Origin of the sequence: Thermococcus onnurineus NA1 (genome assembly GCF_000018365.1) — an archaeon.
GTDB classification, from domain to species: Archaea; Methanobacteriota_B; Thermococci; order Thermococcales; family Thermococcaceae; genus Thermococcus; species Thermococcus onnurineus.
In genome coordinates this window covers 186,715-203,795 of sequence record NC_011529.1, presented here as the reverse complement: position 1 = coordinate 203,795, position 17,081 = coordinate 186,715, and the positions used below count along the sequence as shown (strand labels likewise).

At 52.6% G+C, this 17,081-nt stretch carries 14 protein-coding genes and 3 tRNA genes; 2 read left to right on the top strand and 15 right to left on the bottom strand.

The genetic code is table 11. The features are described from left to right. Positions 1 to 71 precede the first annotated feature (71 nt). From TON_RS01180 to TON_RS01130, 10 genes are all read right to left on the bottom strand, one after another. Positions 72 to 719 carry a 30S ribosomal protein S7 gene (locus TON_RS01180; RefSeq protein ID WP_012571181.1) on the bottom strand — a complete coding sequence of 216 codons (648 nt, stop codon included), beginning with the start codon at positions 717 to 719 and terminating at the stop codon, positions 72 to 74. 5 nt (positions 720 to 724) lie between these two features. Further along, entirely contained in the window at positions 725 to 1,168 is a 444-nt protein-coding gene (locus TON_RS01175) for a 30S ribosomal protein S12 (RefSeq protein ID WP_012571180.1), read from the bottom strand. A 10-nt stretch (positions 1,169 to 1,178) separates the two neighbouring features. Further along, complete coding sequence (locus TON_RS01170; protein WP_012571179.1) at positions 1,179 to 1,616, bottom strand: NusA-like transcription termination signal-binding factor; 438 nt, start codon at positions 1,614 to 1,616, stop codon at positions 1,179 to 1,181. Further along, on the bottom strand, positions 1,616 to 1,918 hold the full coding sequence (locus TON_RS01165) for a 50S ribosomal protein L30e (RefSeq protein WP_012571178.1): 303 nt from the start codon (positions 1,916 to 1,918) through the stop codon (positions 1,616 to 1,618). The genes TON_RS01170 and TON_RS01165 overlap by 1 nt, the downstream gene beginning before the upstream one ends. A 13-nt stretch (positions 1,919 to 1,931) precedes the next feature. Next, positions 1,932 to 3,107 (bottom strand): DNA-directed RNA polymerase subunit A'', encoded by a 1,176-nt coding sequence (rpoA2, locus tag TON_RS01160; RefSeq protein ID WP_012571177.1) that lies wholly within the window; start codon positions 3,105 to 3,107, stop codon positions 1,932 to 1,934. 5 nt (positions 3,108 to 3,112) lie between these two features. Then, positions 3,113 to 5,830 (bottom strand): DNA-directed RNA polymerase subunit A', encoded by a 2,718-nt coding sequence (locus tag TON_RS01155; RefSeq protein WP_012571176.1) that lies wholly within the window; start codon positions 5,828 to 5,830, stop codon positions 3,113 to 3,115. Positions 5,831 to 5,835: 5 nt separating this feature from the next. Further along, positions 5,836 to 9,198 (bottom strand): DNA-directed RNA polymerase subunit B, encoded by a 3,363-nt coding sequence (locus TON_RS01150; RefSeq protein ID WP_012571175.1) that lies wholly within the window; start codon positions 9,196 to 9,198, stop codon positions 5,836 to 5,838. A gap of 16 nt (positions 9,199 to 9,214) precedes the next feature. Continuing rightward, on the bottom strand, positions 9,215 to 9,463 hold the full coding sequence (locus tag TON_RS01145; protein ID WP_012571174.1) for a DNA-directed RNA polymerase subunit H: 249 nt from the start codon (positions 9,461 to 9,463) through the stop codon (positions 9,215 to 9,217). 1,342 nt (positions 9,464 to 10,805) lie between these two features. After that, positions 10,806 to 10,883: transfer RNA gene (locus tag TON_RS01135), tRNA-Ile, on the bottom strand. A gap of 5 nt (positions 10,884 to 10,888) precedes the next feature. Next, positions 10,889 to 10,964 (bottom strand) — tRNA-Asn (locus tag TON_RS01130). A gap of 174 nt (positions 10,965 to 11,138) precedes the next feature. On the opposite strand from TON_RS01130, the gene TON_RS01125 reads away from it, so the two are divergent. Further along, a tRNA-Thr gene (locus TON_RS01125) sits at positions 11,139 to 11,215 on the top strand. 5 nt (positions 11,216 to 11,220) lie between these two features. Here TON_RS01125 and TON_RS01120 read toward each other — a convergent pair. The 4 genes from TON_RS01120 to TON_RS01105 form a co-directional block, all read right to left on the bottom strand. Next, the gene (locus tag TON_RS01120; RefSeq protein WP_012571173.1) at positions 11,221 to 11,529 is read right to left on the bottom strand and encodes a hypothetical protein; all 309 of its coding nucleotides are present in this window, start codon (positions 11,527 to 11,529) and stop codon (positions 11,221 to 11,223) included. Between the two features lie 113 nt (positions 11,530 to 11,642). Further along, a complete protein-coding gene (gcvPB, locus tag TON_RS01115) occupies positions 11,643 to 13,151 on the bottom strand; it encodes an aminomethyl-transferring glycine dehydrogenase subunit GcvPB (RefSeq protein ID WP_012571172.1) in 1,509 nt (502 codons plus the stop codon). Then, a complete protein-coding gene (gene gcvPA / locus TON_RS01110) occupies positions 13,152 to 14,492 on the bottom strand; it encodes an aminomethyl-transferring glycine dehydrogenase subunit GcvPA (protein WP_012571171.1) in 1,341 nt (446 codons plus the stop codon). Between the two features lie 146 nt (positions 14,493 to 14,638). Then, positions 14,639 to 15,925 (bottom strand): phospholipase C/P1 nuclease family protein, encoded by a 1,287-nt coding sequence (locus TON_RS01105; protein ID WP_012571170.1) that lies wholly within the window; start codon positions 15,923 to 15,925, stop codon positions 14,639 to 14,641. A 187-nt stretch (positions 15,926 to 16,112) separates the two neighbouring features. Here TON_RS01105 and TON_RS01100 point away from each other — a divergent pair, with 187 nt between their 5' ends. After that, entirely contained in the window at positions 16,113 to 16,802 is a 690-nt protein-coding gene (locus TON_RS01100; protein WP_012571169.1) for an HAD family hydrolase, read from the top strand. Here the strand turns inward: TON_RS01100 and TON_RS01095 are convergent. Further along, the gene (locus TON_RS01095) at positions 16,789 to 17,067 is read right to left on the bottom strand and encodes a hypothetical protein (RefSeq protein ID WP_012571168.1); all 279 of its coding nucleotides are present in this window, start codon (positions 17,065 to 17,067) and stop codon (positions 16,789 to 16,791) included. The two genes, TON_RS01100 and TON_RS01095, sit on opposite strands and share 14 nt — an antisense overlap. Positions 17,068 to 17,081: the final 14 nt, after the last annotated feature.

Here is a 17,081-nt window from a genome sequence, read left to right as displayed (position 1 = left end):
AAACATTGCAAGCGTGGCAAAGTAGAAGCGTAGAAACAGAAGAGAACAAGAAGGGAAAGGCCTGCCAGCCCTCAGCGTGAGGACTGAGCAATCCTCTCGATCTCTTCCTTCTTGCTGTAGGCGAAGCTCTTCGGATCCTTGTTAGCTGCTGCGATTATCTCCTCGGCAAGGGCCTGGGCGTAGCTGGTCTTGTTGCGGTAGCACTTGGCGCTCGCACCGAGGGCGATGTTCTTGAGGGCTATGTCGAGTCTCCTGAGCGGTGAAACGTCAACGGCCATGTGATAGCGGATTCCACCAAAAGCTATGGTGGTCGTGTCTTCCCTCGGGGCAGAGTTCTCGATAGCCCTTATGAAAACCTGAATCGGGTTCTGCTTGGTCCTTCTCTCGATGATCATGAAGGCCTCCTTGACGACCTCGTAGGCCTTCATCTTCTTGCCCATGAGGGAGCGGTGCTCTCTCCTCATGAAGTGGCCGCCGACCTTGTGGCTGCTGGCACCACTGCGCATGACCTTGTTGATGAGCCTCTCGACGATGTGAACCTGAGCCTTTCCAAAGGGCTTCTTGGCGTGCCTTCCGTGGCTGTGCGGAAGAATCCTTGGCTCGAGGTTGATGTAGGGCCTGAGCGAGGGATCGTTCACAACGACGTCCTCAACGCTCCACCTTCCCATGACCTTGAGCTCCTTAGGCTGGTAGAACCTCTCGGTGAGCGGCTTGGCCATTTCCTTCACCTCCTCGGCTTCTCCTTTCTGCCCTTAACGAGCTCCTTGAGGGAAACCCTGTTCACCTTGACGACCTTGTACCTGATTCCTGGGATATCACCCATAGAACCGCCCTTTGGACCACCGATTCCCTCGATGATGACCTCGTCGTGCTCGTCGATGTGGTTGATAGCACCGTCACCCGGGGTGAACGCGGTAACGACCTTACCGTTCTTGATGAGCTGAACACGAACTGCCTTACGCATTCCAGAGTTGGGCTGCTTAGCCTCGACGGCTATCTTCTCGAGGACGATTCCCTTGGCCTGCGGGGCTCCTTCGAGCGGGTCGCTCTTCTCCTTAAGGCGAAGGACTCTTCTCTTATACCTTATGTCGCTCCAGCGGAACTTCTTCCTCTTGAGCTTGAGCTTTCTACCAGCGAACTCTCCATATGGAGCCTTCTTTCCCGGCATGAGCATCACCTCAAATTATGATCACGTCGTGAATACCGTGGTGTCTCTCCATCAATTCTTTCACGAGGTTGATGTTCTGGCCGCCCCTTCCAATGGCGCGCGGTTTCTCGCGCGGGCCTATGTCCAGGAGGGCGACCTTTTTACCATCCCTCTTTTCAGTGATGTGGACTTTTTTAACCTTTACCCCGAGACTCTTATAAATGTTCCTCAGAAACTCTTCGGGATTCTCCGAGTGCTCGATGAGCTCTATCTCCTTTCCAAGCATGTTCTGAACGCGCTTGACGTTGGCTCCCTTCTTTCCGAGGGCAAGTCCCATCTCGCCCCTCTTGATAACGTAGATAAGCCTGTTCCTGTTGCTGTCGATGAGGCAGTCAAGCACTGTAGCTCCCGTCATGCTCTCGAAGAGGGCTATGTACTTTATCTGATCAGTGTTGAGCTTGAGCGGCATTACTCCTTACCCCCGAGGGCCAGGATTTTGCTCTCACCCGGGTCTACCACTGCCAGAGCCGAGACAGTGTGCGGCCTTCCGAGGATGGTGCCGAGCTCAACGCTTGTTCCCTCAAACTCGTAAACCGGAATGCCGCTGAGCTTGGCGTAGTAGTAGATGTCCTCCTTGATGTCCGGCCTGGCGTTTCTGGCCACTATAATCAGCTTCGCCCCACCCATCTTGGCGAGCTGGATGGTCTTCTTAGCTCCCTTGATTATCTTTCCGGTCTCGTCAGCCTTCCTAAGTTCGAAAGCTAGATCCATCAATCACACCTCCCTACTCCCTTTTCGGTCTCAGGGGGAGATTCATTGCCAGTTTGACGATTCCGGTTCCGACTGGAACCGGCTGTCCTATGAGGACGTTCTCAACGACACCGTTGAGCGGGTCGGTTTCACCCCTCTCAGCGGCCTCGAAGAGGTGCTGAGTGGTGATCTCGAACGCGGCCCTGGCAAGCACGCTGGCCTTCTCCCCAACTATGCCGTGCCTGCCTATGGGCAGTATGACGCCGTCGAGCGTCATCATATCGGCAACAAGCATGATGTGCCTGACATCCACTTCAAGACCCTGATCGCGCATCGTGTTGACGATTTCCTCGATGATGGCGTTTCTTGCAGCCTCGATTCCGAGCACCTCGGCGATCTCGTGGATGTTGTTCGTCCTCGTCCTCGTCGGGTCAACACCGGGAACCTTGAGGATCTGCTTGAAGTTGGAACCCTCTGTGTAGATGACGTACTCGTCGCCTTCCTTCCTGATAATCGTCTTTCCGACGCCCGAGAGACCCTTAAGGCGATGCTTTTTAACCTTTTCGGAGAGCCTCCTAAGGTCGGAGAGCTTGGTTACCTTCTTGGGCCTCATAATGAGCGTGTAGCCATCTACTTCGAACTCTGCGCTCTTGAAGGAGCTCTCCAACTTTTTCTGAATCTTCTCCATGTCGAGGCCACTCTTCTCAAGTCTCTCCGGGTCAATCTCAACGATGAATTCAAAGTTGAGGATGTCGATGCTCATCTCCCTGGCGAGGTTCTCAAGGGTCGTTCCCTCAATGCGCCTCGCAACTTCTAGGGCCTTCTCCCTATCGTATCTGTGCTTCTCGTCGAGGTAGACGGTCATGATTGGCGTGGACGGGTTCTTTCTGGCATCAACAATCTCGATGATTCTCGGCAGACCAAGGGTAACATTTATCTCTGCGACACCAGCGTAGTGGAAGGTGTTAAGGGTCATCTGCGTTGAGGGCTCACCGATAGACTGGGCAGCAACGGTTCCTATAGCCTCTCCAGGCTCGACGAGTGAGTTTTGGTACTCCTTAACGGTCTCCTCTATGATGGCCTCGACTTCGGCCTTCTTGAACTTGTACTTCTTGTTGTACTCGATGAGCTTGTTGTAAAGCTCCTCCTTGATGTTATCGGGGAGGTCGGCCTTATCGACGAGGCTCTTGATAGTCTTGGCAGCAACCATTTCTCTCACCCCTTACTCCTGACCTTAAGCAGGGTTCTCACAATCACCCTATCCACATCCACGGTCTTACCCTGCCAGCTCTTCATAGGATCAACGCCATCCTCACCGTACTTGAACTGGACGATGATGCCTGTTGGATCCCTGACGGTTCCGTCGTAGTCCACCTTGAGATCCTGGAGGGCGTTGATAAGCCTGCGCTGCATGTAACCGCTCTGGGCAGTCCTGACTGCCGTATCGACGAGACCTTCCCTTCCACCCATGGCGTGGAAGAAGTACTCCTGCGGCGTTAGTCCGCTCTTGTAGGAGTTGACGACGAATCCCCTTGCTCTGGCTCCCAGGTCACCAGGCCTGAAGTGGGTCAGAACCCTTTCGCGGTAGCCGCGGTAGAGACGCTTTCCACGGATAGACTGCTGACCGAGCATTGCCGCCATCTGGGTGATGTTGAGCATCTTACCCCTCGCTCCGGTCTTGGCCATGATGACCGCGTGGTTTGTCATACCGAGGTATTTCTCAGCGACTTTACCTGCGTTGTCACGAGCCTCGGCAAGGACGGCCATGATGTTGCTCTCAAGGGTCTCTTCAAGGGTCTTACCTGGGAGAGGTTCGAGCTCACCGTTCTTGTAGGCCTCTATGAGCCTGTTAACCCTCTCCTCAGCCTCGCGTATAATCTCCTTGATTCTGTCAAGAGCCTCGGTCGGAAGGTCTTCATCGTCTATCGCAGTCGTGAAGCCCTTGTGGGTTATCACCCATATGGCGAGCTTGGTGACCTGATCAAGGAACTGTCTGGCCCTCTCAACGCCGTACTCTCTCACGATGATGTCGAGTATCTTACCATCCTCTCTTCCGTAGGCCTTCTTATCAACGACACCGCTAAGGAGCTTGCCGTTGAGGATGTACGTGAAGCCATCATAGGCAAGCTTTCTCACTTCCTCTTCGTCCGGGATGAGCTTCTCCTCGATGAGCTTTTCAAGGGCCTCGCAGCGCTCCGGATCGTCACAGAGCTTGTTTCTGTACCAGATGGTCAAGTCTTCGGGCAGGAGAAGGGAGAATATGGTCTTTCCGCTCCAGAGTTCAACGCCGTTCTCGACCTTGTCTGGCTTGGGGAGCTTGTCAACGTCAACGCCGGCAAACATAAGCATCTGCTCGACCTCTGAGCGAGTGAAGTAGGCTCCCTCGCGCGTTAGGAGGTAGCCGCCGGAAATGTGATCCTGTATTCCCGCTATGAGTGGGCCACCGTAACGCGGCGAGATGATGTGGTTCTGGACTTCCATGAGTATCTTGGCCTCTGCCTGGGCTTCCTCCGTCTGCGGCACGTGGAGGTTCATTTCGTCACCGTCGAAGTCAGCGTTATAAGGCGGACAGACGGCGAGGTTGAGTCTGAAGGTCTTGTAAGGCATGACTCTGACGCGGTGGGCCATGATGGACATCCTGTGAAGCGACGGTTGTCTGTTGAAGAGGACTATGTCACCGTCGAGGAGGTGTCTCTCAACCGTCCAGCCTATGTCGAGTTTCTCAGCGATGATCTCGAGGTTGTTTTCCATGAGCCTGATTCTTCTTCCCTCGGGATCGATAACATAGTTAGCTCCAGGATACTTCTCGGGCCCATTGAGGACCATTTTCTTGAGCTTCTCGTAGTTGAACTCAGTGACCTTTTCGGGAACGGTGAGCTCCATGGCTACCGCTATCGGAACACCGACCTCGTTGATGCTTATCATCGGATCGGGACTGATAACTGTACGAGCGGAGAAGTTAACACGCTTACCGCTGAGGTTGCCCCTGAAGCGTCCCTCCTTACCCTTAAGTCTCTGGGCGAGGGTCTTGAGGGGCCTTCCGCTCTTGTGCTTGGCCGGCGGAATTCCGGAGGTTTCGTTGTTGATGTAGGTAGTAACGTGGTACTGGAGAAGGTCCCAGAGATCCTCGATGATGAGCTGAGGAGCTCCAGCCTCTATGTTGGACTTGAGCCTGTTGTTGATACGGATTATGTCGACGAGCTTGTGTGTGAGGTCGTCCTCCGCCCTAATACCGCTCTCGAGGGTAATGGACGGTCTCATTGTAACCGGCGGAACCGGAAGGACGGTGAGAACCATCCACTCCGGCCTGGCCTTCTCCGGGTGCAGGCCGAGAAGCGGGAGGTCTTTGTCAGGGATCTTCTCAAGCCTGTCCCTGACCTCGCTTGGCATCATCCTGTGCCTGTACTCGTTGCCTTCCTCGTCCCTCCTAAGCTCCCAGTAGATGGTCGGTCTCTCAAACTTGATCGGGAACTGCGGAGCACCACAGTGCGGACAGACCATTCTCTCCTTCGCTTTCTTGTGTATCTCCTTGATGAGCCGGTCCTTGGCTTTCTTTCTGTCGCCCATGACCTCAAACTTCTTCATGTACTCATCTATTTCCTCGTCGGTGAGTTTTATCCTTCCGCACTCCCTACACGTGCTCTCAAGGACACGGTGGATGGTCTTGGCGAAGCCGACGTGGATTATCGGCCGGGCAAGCTCAACGTGGCCGAAGTGGCCGGGGCAATCTCCAGCTCTTGCTCCACAGGTCTCACACCTGAGTCCAGGGTCAATGACACCCAGCCTTTTGTCCATGAGGCCGCCTTCGATTGGGTAACCATCATCGTCGTAAGTGTCTGGAACGGTTATCTCGGCCGCGCTCATCTTCCTGATTTCTTGGGGTGAGAGGATTCCGAACTCAATACTCCCGATGACCTTTTTCATCGACTGCATGGCAATCACACCCTGTCAACGATATTGAGAGACGGCCTTATTCCCATCGCCTTCAGCTCATCGAGCAGCAGCTTGAAAGCGTAGCTCATCTCTACCTTGCTTATCTTTTCTTCCTCTCCACATACCGGACAGTAGACCTTTCCTCTGCGTTTATCCTCTAGGGCCAGATGTCCACAGCTTTCGCAGGCCCATACCTCAGTCTTGTCGCTCTCCTCGAGGAGACGCTCTATGAGCAGCATTGCAGCGCCGTGACCGATGAGGACGTCACGCTCCATCTCACCGAACCTGAGACCACCTTCCCTGGCCCTACCCTCGGTCGGCTGCTTGGTGAGAACCTGCACAGGACCCCTGCTCCTCGCGTGCATCTTGTCAGCGACCATGTGGTGGAGTCTCTGGTAATAGATGACACCGACGAATATGTCAGCCTCTAATCTTCTTCCAGTTATGCCATCATACATGACTTCCCTGCCGCTGTGCTTGAAGCCGAGCTCTTCAAGCTCCTTCCTGAGCCTCTCTTCAGGCTCTCCGATGAAGGCGGTACCATCAACCCTTCTTCCCTTGAGTGAAGCCACCTTTCCGCCTATGGCCTCTATGAGCTGTCCGACGGTCATACGGGAGGGGATACCGTGCGGGTTGACTATGAGGTCTGGCACTATTCCGCTCTCGGTCCAGGGCATGTCCTCCTGTGGAACAATGAGGCCTATAACACCCTTCTGACCGTGCCTTGAGGCGAACTTGTCTCCGAACTCTGGAATTCTGAGATCCCTGACGGTGACCTTGACGAGCTTGGTTCCGTCACCGGTCTCGGTGATGATAACCTTGTCAACTATGCCCTTCTCGCTCGGTCTGACAGCTACGCTGGTCTCTCTTCTTTCCTGGAGGATTATTCCCCCAAGGCCGCTCTGTTCCTCAAGGAACCTCGGTGGGGAGGTCCTTCCGACGAGGACGTCCTTACCCTCGACCTTTGACTCTGGGAAGATTATACCATCCTCATCGAGGTGTCTGTAGTACTTCTCACCGAGATAGCCCTGTATGGTCGGGTCCGGAACCTCGAAGCGATCGGTCTGACCACCGAGGTAGCGCTTCTCCTCGGCTTCGTAGGTTCTGAAGAAGGTACTCCTCGCGAGTCCCCTCTCAATGGAGGCCTTGTTCATTATGATTGCATCCTCCATGTTGTATCCCTGGTAGCTAAGAACCGCGACGACAAAGTTCTGACCTGCTGGCCTCTCCTCGAAACCGACGGCCTTCATTATCCTTGAGTTGACGAGCGGAACTTGCGGGTAGTGCATGAAGTGACCACGGGTGTCAACACGAATCCTGAAGTTGGCCCAGCCGAGACCGAGGCTCTGCTTGGCCATACCTGCACCGTAGGTGTTACGCGGGGCAGCGTTGTGCTCAGGATACGGAACGAGCGAAGCTGGAATACCAAGTATGGCAGCGGGCATCAGCTCAAGGTGTGTGTGCTCTGCAGTTACTTCCCACGGCCATGTTGCAACGTAGGCGTTCTCCTCTTCCTCGGCGTCGAGATACTCAATGACACCCATCTTGATGAGATCACTCCAGGTGAGCGTTCCGTTCTTTATGCCCTCGACGTGTTCGCGGGTGAGCTTTGGCTGGCCGTTCTCGACTATGATAAGAGGCCTTCTCACCCTACCGTCGTCGCTGTTGACATAGATTTCCTTCACTTCCTCATCCTGGTAGATAGCCACGTTGATGACGTCGCTTATCCTTCCGCTCCTTCTGTCTGCCCTTATCCTCTTGACAAGTCTCTCTCCGTCCTCAACTGTTCCAATGAGAACACCGTTTAGATAGACACGCCAGAGCTCTAGACTCGGCCTCTTCTCCTCGATCGGAACGACGCCAAGCCTGTTAAGGTAATCCCTGACTTCCTCCTCAGGAATTCCGGTGGTTATCTGGGCCATCAAAGCCAGGTTCTTGACGAGACCACAGTTTGGACCTTCTGGCGTTTCCGTCGGACAGATCCTGCCCCAGTGGGTTCCGTGTAGATCACGGGCCTCGAAGTGGGGCTGATCCCTGCTGAGCGGAGAAGTGACACGCCTGAGGTGAGAAAGGGTTGACATGTAGTTGGTTCTGTCAAGAAGCTGGCTTACACCGGTTCTTCCACCAGGCCAGGCACCGGTCGCAAGGGCGTGCTCAATTCTCTCGCTGAGAACGTCTGGTCTTATCGAGTTTCTCACGAACCTCTGAATGTTCTCAAAGGTGTAGCGTTCGCCCTTCCTCTGGTAGGTCTTGGTCATCTGGTACTGCATGTCCTTAACAAGCTGGCCGAAGGCGACGCGGAAGAGGTCTCTCAGGAGGTCACCGGCGAGCTTGAGCCTCTTGTTGGCGTAGTGGTCTTTATCATCCTCGCCACGCAGGCCAAGGGAAAGCTCAAGGACCTTAAGGGCCATCATGCCGAGGTAGTATGCCTTGGCGCGCCTGTCTTTCTCCTCGACGCCCATGTGCGGCAGGAGGTTGTTGTCTATGATGTGCTCGGCTCTTCTAAGCCTGTACTCCTTCGGCTGGCCCGGCAAAGCAAGCTTACCAATGTAGTCCAGAGCCTCCTCCCTGCTCATTATGTCGCTGGCATCCTCGAGGTTGTCGAAGAGGACCTGCTGTATCCTCGGGTCGTCGCTTACCGCTTCAACTATCTCCTTGTCGCTCTCAAGACCGAGGGCGCGCATGACGTAGACGAACTTAACAGGTCTCGGAACGTTCGGGATGTTGACGTAGAGAATACCATCCTTTCTTCTCTCAACGGTGATTAGAGCCCTGTATCCGTGTCTGTAGGAGAAGCACTTTGCTATAATTCTGTTCTGCCTTTCGTCTCTCTCGACGAGGGTCTTGTTCGGGGCAAGGTCTTCGATAGAGACAATAACCCTCTCAGAGCCGTTGATGATAAAGTATCCTCCTGGATCCTTCGGGTCCTCGCCGAGCTTGATGAGCTCCTCGTCGCTCAGGCCGTAAAGCCTACAGGCCTTTGACTTGAGCATTATTGGGAGCTCGCCTATGCGAACCTCAACCGGCTCCTGTGCAATGCCGTTGACGACGGGAATGAGTTCGAGGTAAAGTGGAGCTGAGTAAGTCAGGTTCCTTATACGAGCGTCCATTGGGTAGAGCGGCTTCCTTTGCCCCTGAGCCTCCTGGAACTCAGGCTCGCCGAGGCGAATCTTTCCGAACTTGACCTCGAAGTCAGGAATGTCCGGCTTTATGCCGCCGAACTCGTTTATAACCTGCTGCATTCCGTAGTCTATGAATGCGTTGTAAGAGTCAAGGTGCTGTCTAACCAGTCCCTTCTCCTTCCAGTAAGCTTCCATAACGAGCCAAAGATCGTCGGGAGTAACATCTACAACGGTTGGCCCTCTCATGGTCTCACCTCAAGAATCAGTCCTCCACCACGAGGCGATAGTAGTAATAATAGCCCGCCGTTGGGCTTTTCCTTTTGATCTCGAGAACGTCTCCAGGCTTAGCACCGAGAGCGACAACAGCCGGGTCCGAGGCCTTAATCTGCGGAAGCTGAGAAATTTTAATTCTGTACTTCCTGAGGAGCTCCTCCTTCTCCTCCTCGCTGAGTATTCTGTGCTCGGGAACCAGCTCATGGGTGAATATATCAAATTCTTTTTTCGCCGCCACCGAGAATTGCCCCCTTAACATTTTTTAAGAATGATTACCACTACCTCCCACCTGCGGGTTTCGGTATATAAGCTTTTCGAGTAGTAACTGGCTTGTAGGAGTTTATATCGGTTACGAAAAGTTTAAGAACCGTTTTTCGCGCCGAAAAGCGACTTTAGTGTACTAGTATGTTCACCAATACTGGAAAAGACTTATAAAGGCTCTGCATAGGTTCGAGGTTCGAACTTCTGGAAAAACGACCAAATGGCTAGAATTTGTTGGAGATTCGACATTATTGGTGATAGAATATTGGCGCCATACTCGCTTTTTATGGGGTCAATTGCCATATTCAACCAAAACAAGATCAAAATTGGTCAGTTTTTGGTAAGAAACGGAGAACGTTTGAGGCTTTAAATTGGGAGTTAGTTCTTAAAAGGGAGTATTTGGGAGTACTTCTATTTCGTGCTTTAACGTGGGTAAACAAGCTTTATTCTTTTAGATTTGATCAAACTTCGCGCAGACGAATAAACTTTGCATAGCAAAGTTTAATCAAAAGATGCCCGTTATCATAAGAATGCCGAACATCAAGCGTGAACTCTTTTTGTGGCCCATTAGCAAAGGGTTTAACTCCAAAAGTAGCCCTTTAAGAAGTTTGCTTTTTATTCTGGCGTCCGAGGACGCCTTGAGGAGAGCAAACACTATGAAATGGCAATCCGATGAGTAAACCCGCTAAAAATCCAGTACCCTTAGAATAGTACGCCTTCTTTCGCCAGCGCTTGCGGGGGAAGCTTTTGGGGAAAGCTTCACCAAAAGTTTGTAGCTCTCTGTATTGTCGCATTTGGAAAAGTTTTGGTTTTTCTTCCTCTTGAGAACCCTGTTTTTAATTGAGAACAATAAACAAAATGCAGAGCTTATCAAAAAAGTTTGCTTTCTTTTGATGCCCTATGGGAGTCTTTTTAGGGTTAAACCCCTTTACAAGGAGCACCTAGATGAGTTCTCACCAAAACAATTGGTTTCAAGTAGAAAACCCTTCAAGAACCTGCACTTCAAGAAAGAGCTACAAACTTTGATCAAACTTTTGCTCGGCAAGCAAACTTTGCTTTGCAAAGTTTGATCAAAGAGTGCCCTTCTCATCAAAGATCAAAAAGCCAGTCGTGCACTGTTCAAGAAGCAAGTTTAAAGGGGTTTAACTTTTAAATCAAACCTTTCAAGCAGTTTCACATTTTTATCAGCGCCCCAAGGGCGCCTTCCCAGAGTGAAACACTCACCAAAGGAGCAAGTGAGTAAAAACCCATTTCAGAAATGCAACTTGTAGAAAAGGCACCTCCTTTTCCGCCAGCGCTTGCGCAAGCAAGGGCTGTTGTGGTGGGCCCGGGGGGCTTTGAACCCCCGACCACGCGGTTATGAGCCGCGCGCTCTGACCAGGCTGAGCTACGGGCCCACTGCTGGCGCCGCCGCCCGGATTCGAACCGGGGACCACTGGATTAACAGTCCAGCGCTCTACCGTCTAAGCTACGGCGGCACGACCCAATGTAGGGAATACAGGGTGGATTTATAAAGATTACGGTGGTCTCGTGATGACTACGATGGGCTTCTCCAGAGCCTATGTGGGATGAAGATTCATCTTCGAGACTTCGAGAAGAGTCTCGTGAAGGTTACGAAAACTTTATATTTCTCCCCTCGGTCTTTAGACCGTGCCCCGGTAGCCTAGCCTGGCGGGGCGGCGGACTTGTAATCCGCCGGTCGCGGGTTCAAATCCCGCCCGGGGCTCCATATTCTCAGCTCGTCTCATCAAGGCTCGCCTCGTAGACTGGCCACGTTATGTAGCCGTCCTGGATGTAGATCTCAATGATCTCGGCTCCCTTATATTTGATCTCCCTGACTAGGAGCTTCTTCCTGGCCTTTCCCCTAAGGATGTCCTCGTTGATGTCCTTGGGGAGCTCTTCCGTCACAGGGAGAAGGCCACCCCTAACGTATATTCCCTTAAGCGTTCCTCCTTTGAAGAGAAACCCCCTGATGGGAACCTCATACTCTTCTATAATCTCTCTGTATGAAACGAACCCGGACTTTCCCAATACTTCTGCCATTTGTTTCACCCATATGTAAGTAATTTATTACATATTTATTAAGCTTTCGGTGTAAATCTGAGTAAGAAGGATCTCAGATGGAATGCAAAAAATGGTGGGAAGGGACAAAAAGATCAAATATCGACTTCTCCCTTCTCCTTCAGCTCTCTGTACATGCGCCATGTTATTATTGGCCTCTTCGCCGCTAGGACATCATCCACGCGCTTGACCGCTGTATTGTGTGGTGCGCTCTTCACAAGCTCGGGGTTGCTGTAGGCCTCTTCGCTTATCCTCTTGAGGGCTTCAACGTAGGCGTCGAGCTCCTCCCTGCTCACAGTCTCGGTTGGCTCTATCATGAGGGCCTCGTGGACTATCAGCGGGAAGTAGATGGTCGGCGCGTGCAGGCCGAAGTCGAGAAGCCTCTTGGCAACATCAAGGGCTTTAACGCCAGTCTCCTTCTTCATGGGCTCGGCGCTGAAGACCACCTCGTGCTTTCTGAGCTCCTTGTGCGGCAGCTCGTAGCCGCGGGTTCCTTTGAGCTTCTGTGTGAGGTAGTTGGCGTTGAGAACCGCTATCTCGCTGGCTTCCTTCAGTCCGTCCCTCCCCATTATCTTGAGGTAGGTGAGAGCCCTTACCATGACTGCAAAGTTGCCGTAGAGCTCCTTAACTTTCCCTATGCTCTTGGGCACGTTGTAGTCGAGGTAGTACCTTCCGCTCTCCTCATCATAGCCAACGAGCGGAACCGGGAGGTAGTCCTTCAGGAAGTCCTTGACGCCAACCGGGCCGCTTCCTGGACCGCCGCCGCCGTGGGGCGTCGAGAACGTCTTGTGGAGGTTGAGGTGGACGATGTCAAAGCCCATGTCGCCGGGCCTTATCTTTCCGAGGACGGCGTTGAGGTTTGCTCCATCGTAATAGAGCAGGCCTCCAGCTTTGTGAACTATCTTGGCGATCTCAAGTATCTCATCCTCGAAGATGCCGAGCGTGTTGGGATTGGTGAGCATCAAACCTGCAGTCCTCTCGCTGACGGCGTTCTCGAGGGCCTCCAGATCAACGGTTCCGTTCTCGTTCGATGGGATCTCGATGACTTTGAAACCTGCCATGGCAGCTGAGGCGGGATTGGTTCCGTGCGCTGAGTCTGGAACTAGCATCTCAGTCCTCTGTGTTTCTCCACGGTCAAGATGGTAGGCGCGGATTATCATAACTCCGGTGAACTCGCCGTTGGCTCCGGCGGCAGGCTGTAGCGTGAAGCGATCCATTCCGGTGATTTCCTTAAGCCACCCTTCAAGCTCCCACATTATCTTAAGAGCACCCTGGATGGTTCTCTCGTCCTGGTATGGGTGGACGTAGGCAACACCCGGATGGCCGGCTATCTCCTCGTTTATCTTTGGGTTGTACTTCATAGTACATGAACCGAGTGGATATATGCCGCTGTCAACACCGTAGTTCATCCCGCTGAGCCTTGTATAGTGCTTGACGACTTCCGGTTCGCTGAGCTCTGGCAGGTTGAGCGGGCTCTTGCGCTTGAGCTTTTCCGGGACTCTGATCTCAACGTCCTCAATCGGCTTTGGAAGGGTATAGCCGACCCTACCTGAACGGGAAAGCTCGAAGATGAGCGGTTCATCCCACTTAGCCTGACGGAACATTCAGGCCACCTCCCTAAGGGCCTCGATGAGGGCATCGACCCACTCCTTCCTTGTTGTTTCAGTTGCCGCAAAGAGGGCGCTCTCGCCAAGCTCTGGGAAGTGTGGCTTGAGGTAGAAGCCGCCGTGGATGTTTCTCTCAAGGAGGACCTCGTGTATTTCTTCGTAAGATTTCTCGAAGCGGACGAGAACATCTTTGAAGTTCACGCCCTCAAAAGGAATCTCGGCGACCTCACTCAGGCGCTTCTTGAGATAGGCCGTGTTCTTGAGGATTACCTCGCCAAGTTCCCTCAATCCCCTTGGACCGAGGCTCGCGAGGTGTATCGCGGCTGCAACGGCAACCAAAGCTTCGTTTGAACAGATATTGGAGGTTGCCTTCGCCCTCCTTATGTGCTGCTCCCTCGTCTGGAGGGTCATCACGAAGGCACGCTTTCCGTCGGCATCTTTCGTCATTCCGATTATCCTTCCCGGCATCTGGCGGATGAGCTTTTTGTCGTCCCTGACAGCGAATATACCTGCTCTTGGGCCCCCGAAATTCATTGGGTTTCCAAAGTAAGCGGCCTCGCCGACGACTATGTCCGCACCGAGCTCTCCAGGAGCCTCAACTATGCCGAGTATCGTTGGATCAACGCCCACAACGAAGAGCGCCCCGGCATCGTGGGCTATCTCACCTATAGCTCGAATCTCCTCTTCAAGAATACCGAAGAAGTTGGGCATCTCGACGTAAACCCCGGCGGCTCCTTCTACTTTCTCCTTGAGCTCCTCGAGGTCGAGCTGGCCGCGCTCGTTCCAGTTCACGTACTCGATTTCAAGTCCCGGCCCGGCGGTGTAGGTATGAAGGACTTTCTTCTTCTCCGGGCTCATGTGCTCTGGAACCACGAACTTGTTCTTTCTGGTTACACGGGCACTCATTAATGCCGCTTCTGCCATGGCTGTTCCCCAGTCATACATGGAAGAGTTGACTATCGGAAGGCCAACGAGCTCCGCGATAAGGCTCTGGTATTCGAAGAGCGCTTGGAGCATGCCTTGGCTTATCTCGGGCTGGTATGGGGTGTACGCGGTGAGAAACTCGCTCCTCTCGATTAGGTATTTTACGTGAGCCGGAATGTAGTGGAAGTACGTTCCCGCTCCAAGGAAGCTGGGCATTTCGAGGACGGTCTTGTTCTTTGAGAGGACTTCGTTGAGCTCGAGAAAGACCTCGTACTCGCTCCTACCCTCGGGAAGGTTGAACTCCTTGACCATGCCCTTAGGCACGTCGGAGAAGAGGTCTTCAATTGAGTTGAATCCGATTTTCTTCAGCATTTCATCCTTATGTGCTGAGTTAGGCAGGTAGTGCTTTCCCATGCCTATCACCCTCTGAGCTTTACGATGGTCGTTGAAAATATGCCCAGCAGATTATATGCTTTGTGTTTCAGGTAAGATGGTTATAAGAATGCGAACAGCTTGGAGAGGCTTGCAGCCGGCTTAAAATTGGTAAAAGAGAAAAGACTTCATGAGAGGCCCACATCTTCGAAGAACTTCTCCATAAGACCTGCAACGAGCCTAATGTTGTACTGCATGCTCTCATAGACTGCCCACTGGACGTTGCTGTATTCTCTGCCATCAAGGGTCTCGAAGCCGCTCGGGGCGTTGATGTCGAAGTTGGCGTGGAGTTCTATGTTTCTGATGGCCCAGCCATCGACGTCGCTGTCGAACCAGTCGTTTTTGTCGACGTGGGTGTATATGTAAACAGTGTCTCCTGGAACGGTGACACTGGTGTCAACGAACAGGTTTGGATCTTGGGCGTACTTGGCAATGAGGTTCCAGTTCTTGTCATATATTTCGACGTAACCGAGAGTCCTACCATAAACATTCTGCATATCGATGTCCTTGAAGACGATAGTTATCGAGCTGGCGCCCTTGAATTCGAGTTTCAGAACGCTCCAGTCACCCTTCCTAAGCTCCTTCGTCCAGAAGTAGCTGCCAAGGTGTCCCCATTCGCTCCAGAGAATTATGTCCTGACCAGTTGAGTAGAGCATGTATCTCCAAGAGTTGTGTGCTGCCAAATCGGCATAGGCCCAAGCAACACCATTGGCAAGGCTCATGTGGCCGTTTTCGTTATCGGCTATGTAGATGTCCCCACCCCACATGAAGCGTGCCTTCTCGTCCGGGATCTGCCACCACTTTATGGGTGTAAGGTCGAGTGGGACGCGGTTGTTGAGAATATCATCGGCCACTGCTGGTGAAATCTCATTCTCAACGAAGTCGTGGGCGTTTTCAATATATTTGAACTGTTCGAGATCCTCGAAGAGGTGCGGGGTCTGATGAGCGATGAGCATACCCTGGTCCTCGATTATGTGGACCGCCCTACCGAGATAGTACATGGCCTCCTCGTACTTGCCCTGCTTCCAGAGCTGGACAGCAGTATCGTAAAGTCTCTGGGCCATGTCTGCCGCAGAGGTATCTGGGTCTCCGAGTAGATTAACTGTGAAGAGTTCAGCGTGATCCATCGGGTCGAGAAAGTGGTACTGGGACTGGATGGTGTAAACCTTCCCGTCAATCTCTATGCTTCCACCGGTCCAGTCCTCATCGTAGGCTCCGTAGAGGAGCTGATCCTTGTACTGCATCAGTATCTGGCCGAGCTCCGGGTTGTCCTGATAGACGGCTTCAATAGCCTTATAGGTCAGCTTCTGGTGGACGTTCATGGGGTTGTCAAGGGTTGGACCGTCCGTTGGCCAAGCACTGACGAGTCCACTTAGAACCAGAAAACCGAGAAATATTGCCAGCAGTTTTTTCATTTAACTCCCTCCTTGTTGTATGCACTGCAAATCAAACAATAGAGAACCTGAATTAAAAATTTTTCGAGTTACAGGAGTTACAAGAACCACAAGTTTTGAGTCAAAACGTAGCGGGGATTGGGGGAATATTGTGAATTGAGAGGATAAAGCTTAAAGTTCAAAGGGCATCATTCCGCCGGGGGATAGCATGATAATCGCCTTCGACTTTGACGGAACACTCGCCGATACGTACTCATGCATCGAGGAGGCCTTCAGGCGAGCCCTAGAGAAGCGCTACCGCTGGCTCCCATTCAAGGGTTTCTGGGCCAAGGTTCTGACTAAAATCGAGATGTACTTTGAGAGACCAGCCTTCGGGCGTCACAAGAAGAAGTCAGAGCCACCGTTCTTCCTTAGGACTAAGTTCATGGAGACATGGTTTGAGGAGCGGGCGAAGCTCAGTAAGCCTCTCGACGATGCTCCCGAGCTCTTGAAAAGGCTCAAGGAGGAGGGCCACACAGTGATATCTTTCTCGGCCGAGGACTTCATAGATGGCATGAAAGTGAAAAGGCTCAAAGCTATGGGTATCTACGACCTCTTTGACGATGTCATCGTTTTCGGGCGTGATTTGACGATAGACGAGGCGTTTAAGCTTGTCCGCGAAAAGTACGGGAATGAAGTCTTTATCTGGGTCGATGACAAGCCCTGGCGCTTCATCGGACACGGCGATGAGAACACTGAGTACGTCTGGTACTACTTTCCGTCAACTGCGAGGTTCATAGAAAGAAACCGCGAAAGGCTCGCCCTAATTCCACATCTGCACGTGATACGGGATCTGTGGAGCCTCCTTGATATGATAGAACGGGTGAAGCAGGAGCGAAAAGAACTCAGTCACCGCTGAGATACTCCATGGTGTCCTCCACGAACTCGTCAACGTCCCCTTTTTCAACTTCTTCGAGTTTGAGCCCGAAAGTCTTCCCGAGGTTCCATCTGATAGCGACTTCTCCCCTGTCTGTCTCAGCGATGATCAGCCCAAAGGGTGCATCCCCCATCCAGTGGTGCTTGGAAAATGTGACATCAAAGCCCCTCTTCTCAAGCTCTTTCAGAATTAGCTCGTACGTTTTAGCCGGCCCGTAAGGGCTTTTGACGAAGCCTATGTAGGGCATTTTTACTCACCATT

What these genes read in the sequence shown, in the direction of transcription:
- TON_RS01180 (WP_012571181.1), bottom strand. Translation starts at nt 719, where the DNA reads ATGGCCAAGCCGCTCACCGAGAGGTTCTACCAGCCTAAGGAGCTCAAG.
- TON_RS01175 (WP_012571180.1), bottom strand. Translation starts at nt 1,168, where the DNA reads ATGCCGGGAAAGAAGGCTCCATATGGAGAGTTCGCTGGTAGAAAGCTC.
- TON_RS01170 (WP_012571179.1), bottom strand. Translation starts at nt 1,616, where the DNA reads ATGCCGCTCAAGCTCAACACTGATCAGATAAAGTACATAGCCCTCTTC.
- TON_RS01165 (WP_012571178.1), bottom strand. Translation starts at nt 1,918, where the DNA reads ATGGATCTAGCTTTCGAACTTAGGAAGGCTGACGAGACCGGAAAGATA.
- rpoA2 (WP_012571177.1), bottom strand. Translation starts at nt 3,107, where the DNA reads ATGGTTGCTGCCAAGACTATCAAGAGCCTCGTCGATAAGGCCGACCTC.
- TON_RS01155 (WP_012571176.1), bottom strand. Translation starts at nt 5,830, where the DNA reads ATGCAGTCGATGAAAAAGGTCATCGGGAGTATTGAGTTCGGAATCCTC.
- TON_RS01150 (WP_012571175.1), bottom strand. Translation starts at nt 9,198, where the DNA reads ATGAGAGGGCCAACCGTTGTAGATGTTACTCCCGACGATCTTTGGCTC.
- TON_RS01120 (WP_012571173.1), bottom strand. Translation starts at nt 11,529, where the DNA reads ATGGCAGAAGTATTGGGAAAGTCCGGGTTCGTTTCATACAGAGAGATT.
- gcvPB (WP_012571172.1), bottom strand. Translation starts at nt 13,151, where the DNA reads ATGTTCCGTCAGGCTAAGTGGGATGAACCGCTCATCTTCGAGCTTTCC.
- gcvPA (WP_012571171.1), bottom strand. Translation starts at nt 14,492, where the DNA reads ATGGGAAAGCACTACCTGCCTAACTCAGCACATAAGGATGAAATGCTG.
- TON_RS01105 (WP_012571170.1), bottom strand. Translation starts at nt 15,925, where the DNA reads ATGAAAAAACTGCTGGCAATATTTCTCGGTTTTCTGGTTCTAAGTGGA.
- TON_RS01100 (WP_012571169.1), top strand. Translation starts at nt 16,113, where the DNA reads ATGATAATCGCCTTCGACTTTGACGGAACACTCGCCGATACGTACTCA.
- TON_RS01095 (WP_012571168.1), bottom strand. Translation starts at nt 17,067, where the DNA reads ATGCCCTACATAGGCTTCGTCAAAAGCCCTTACGGGCCGGCTAAAACG.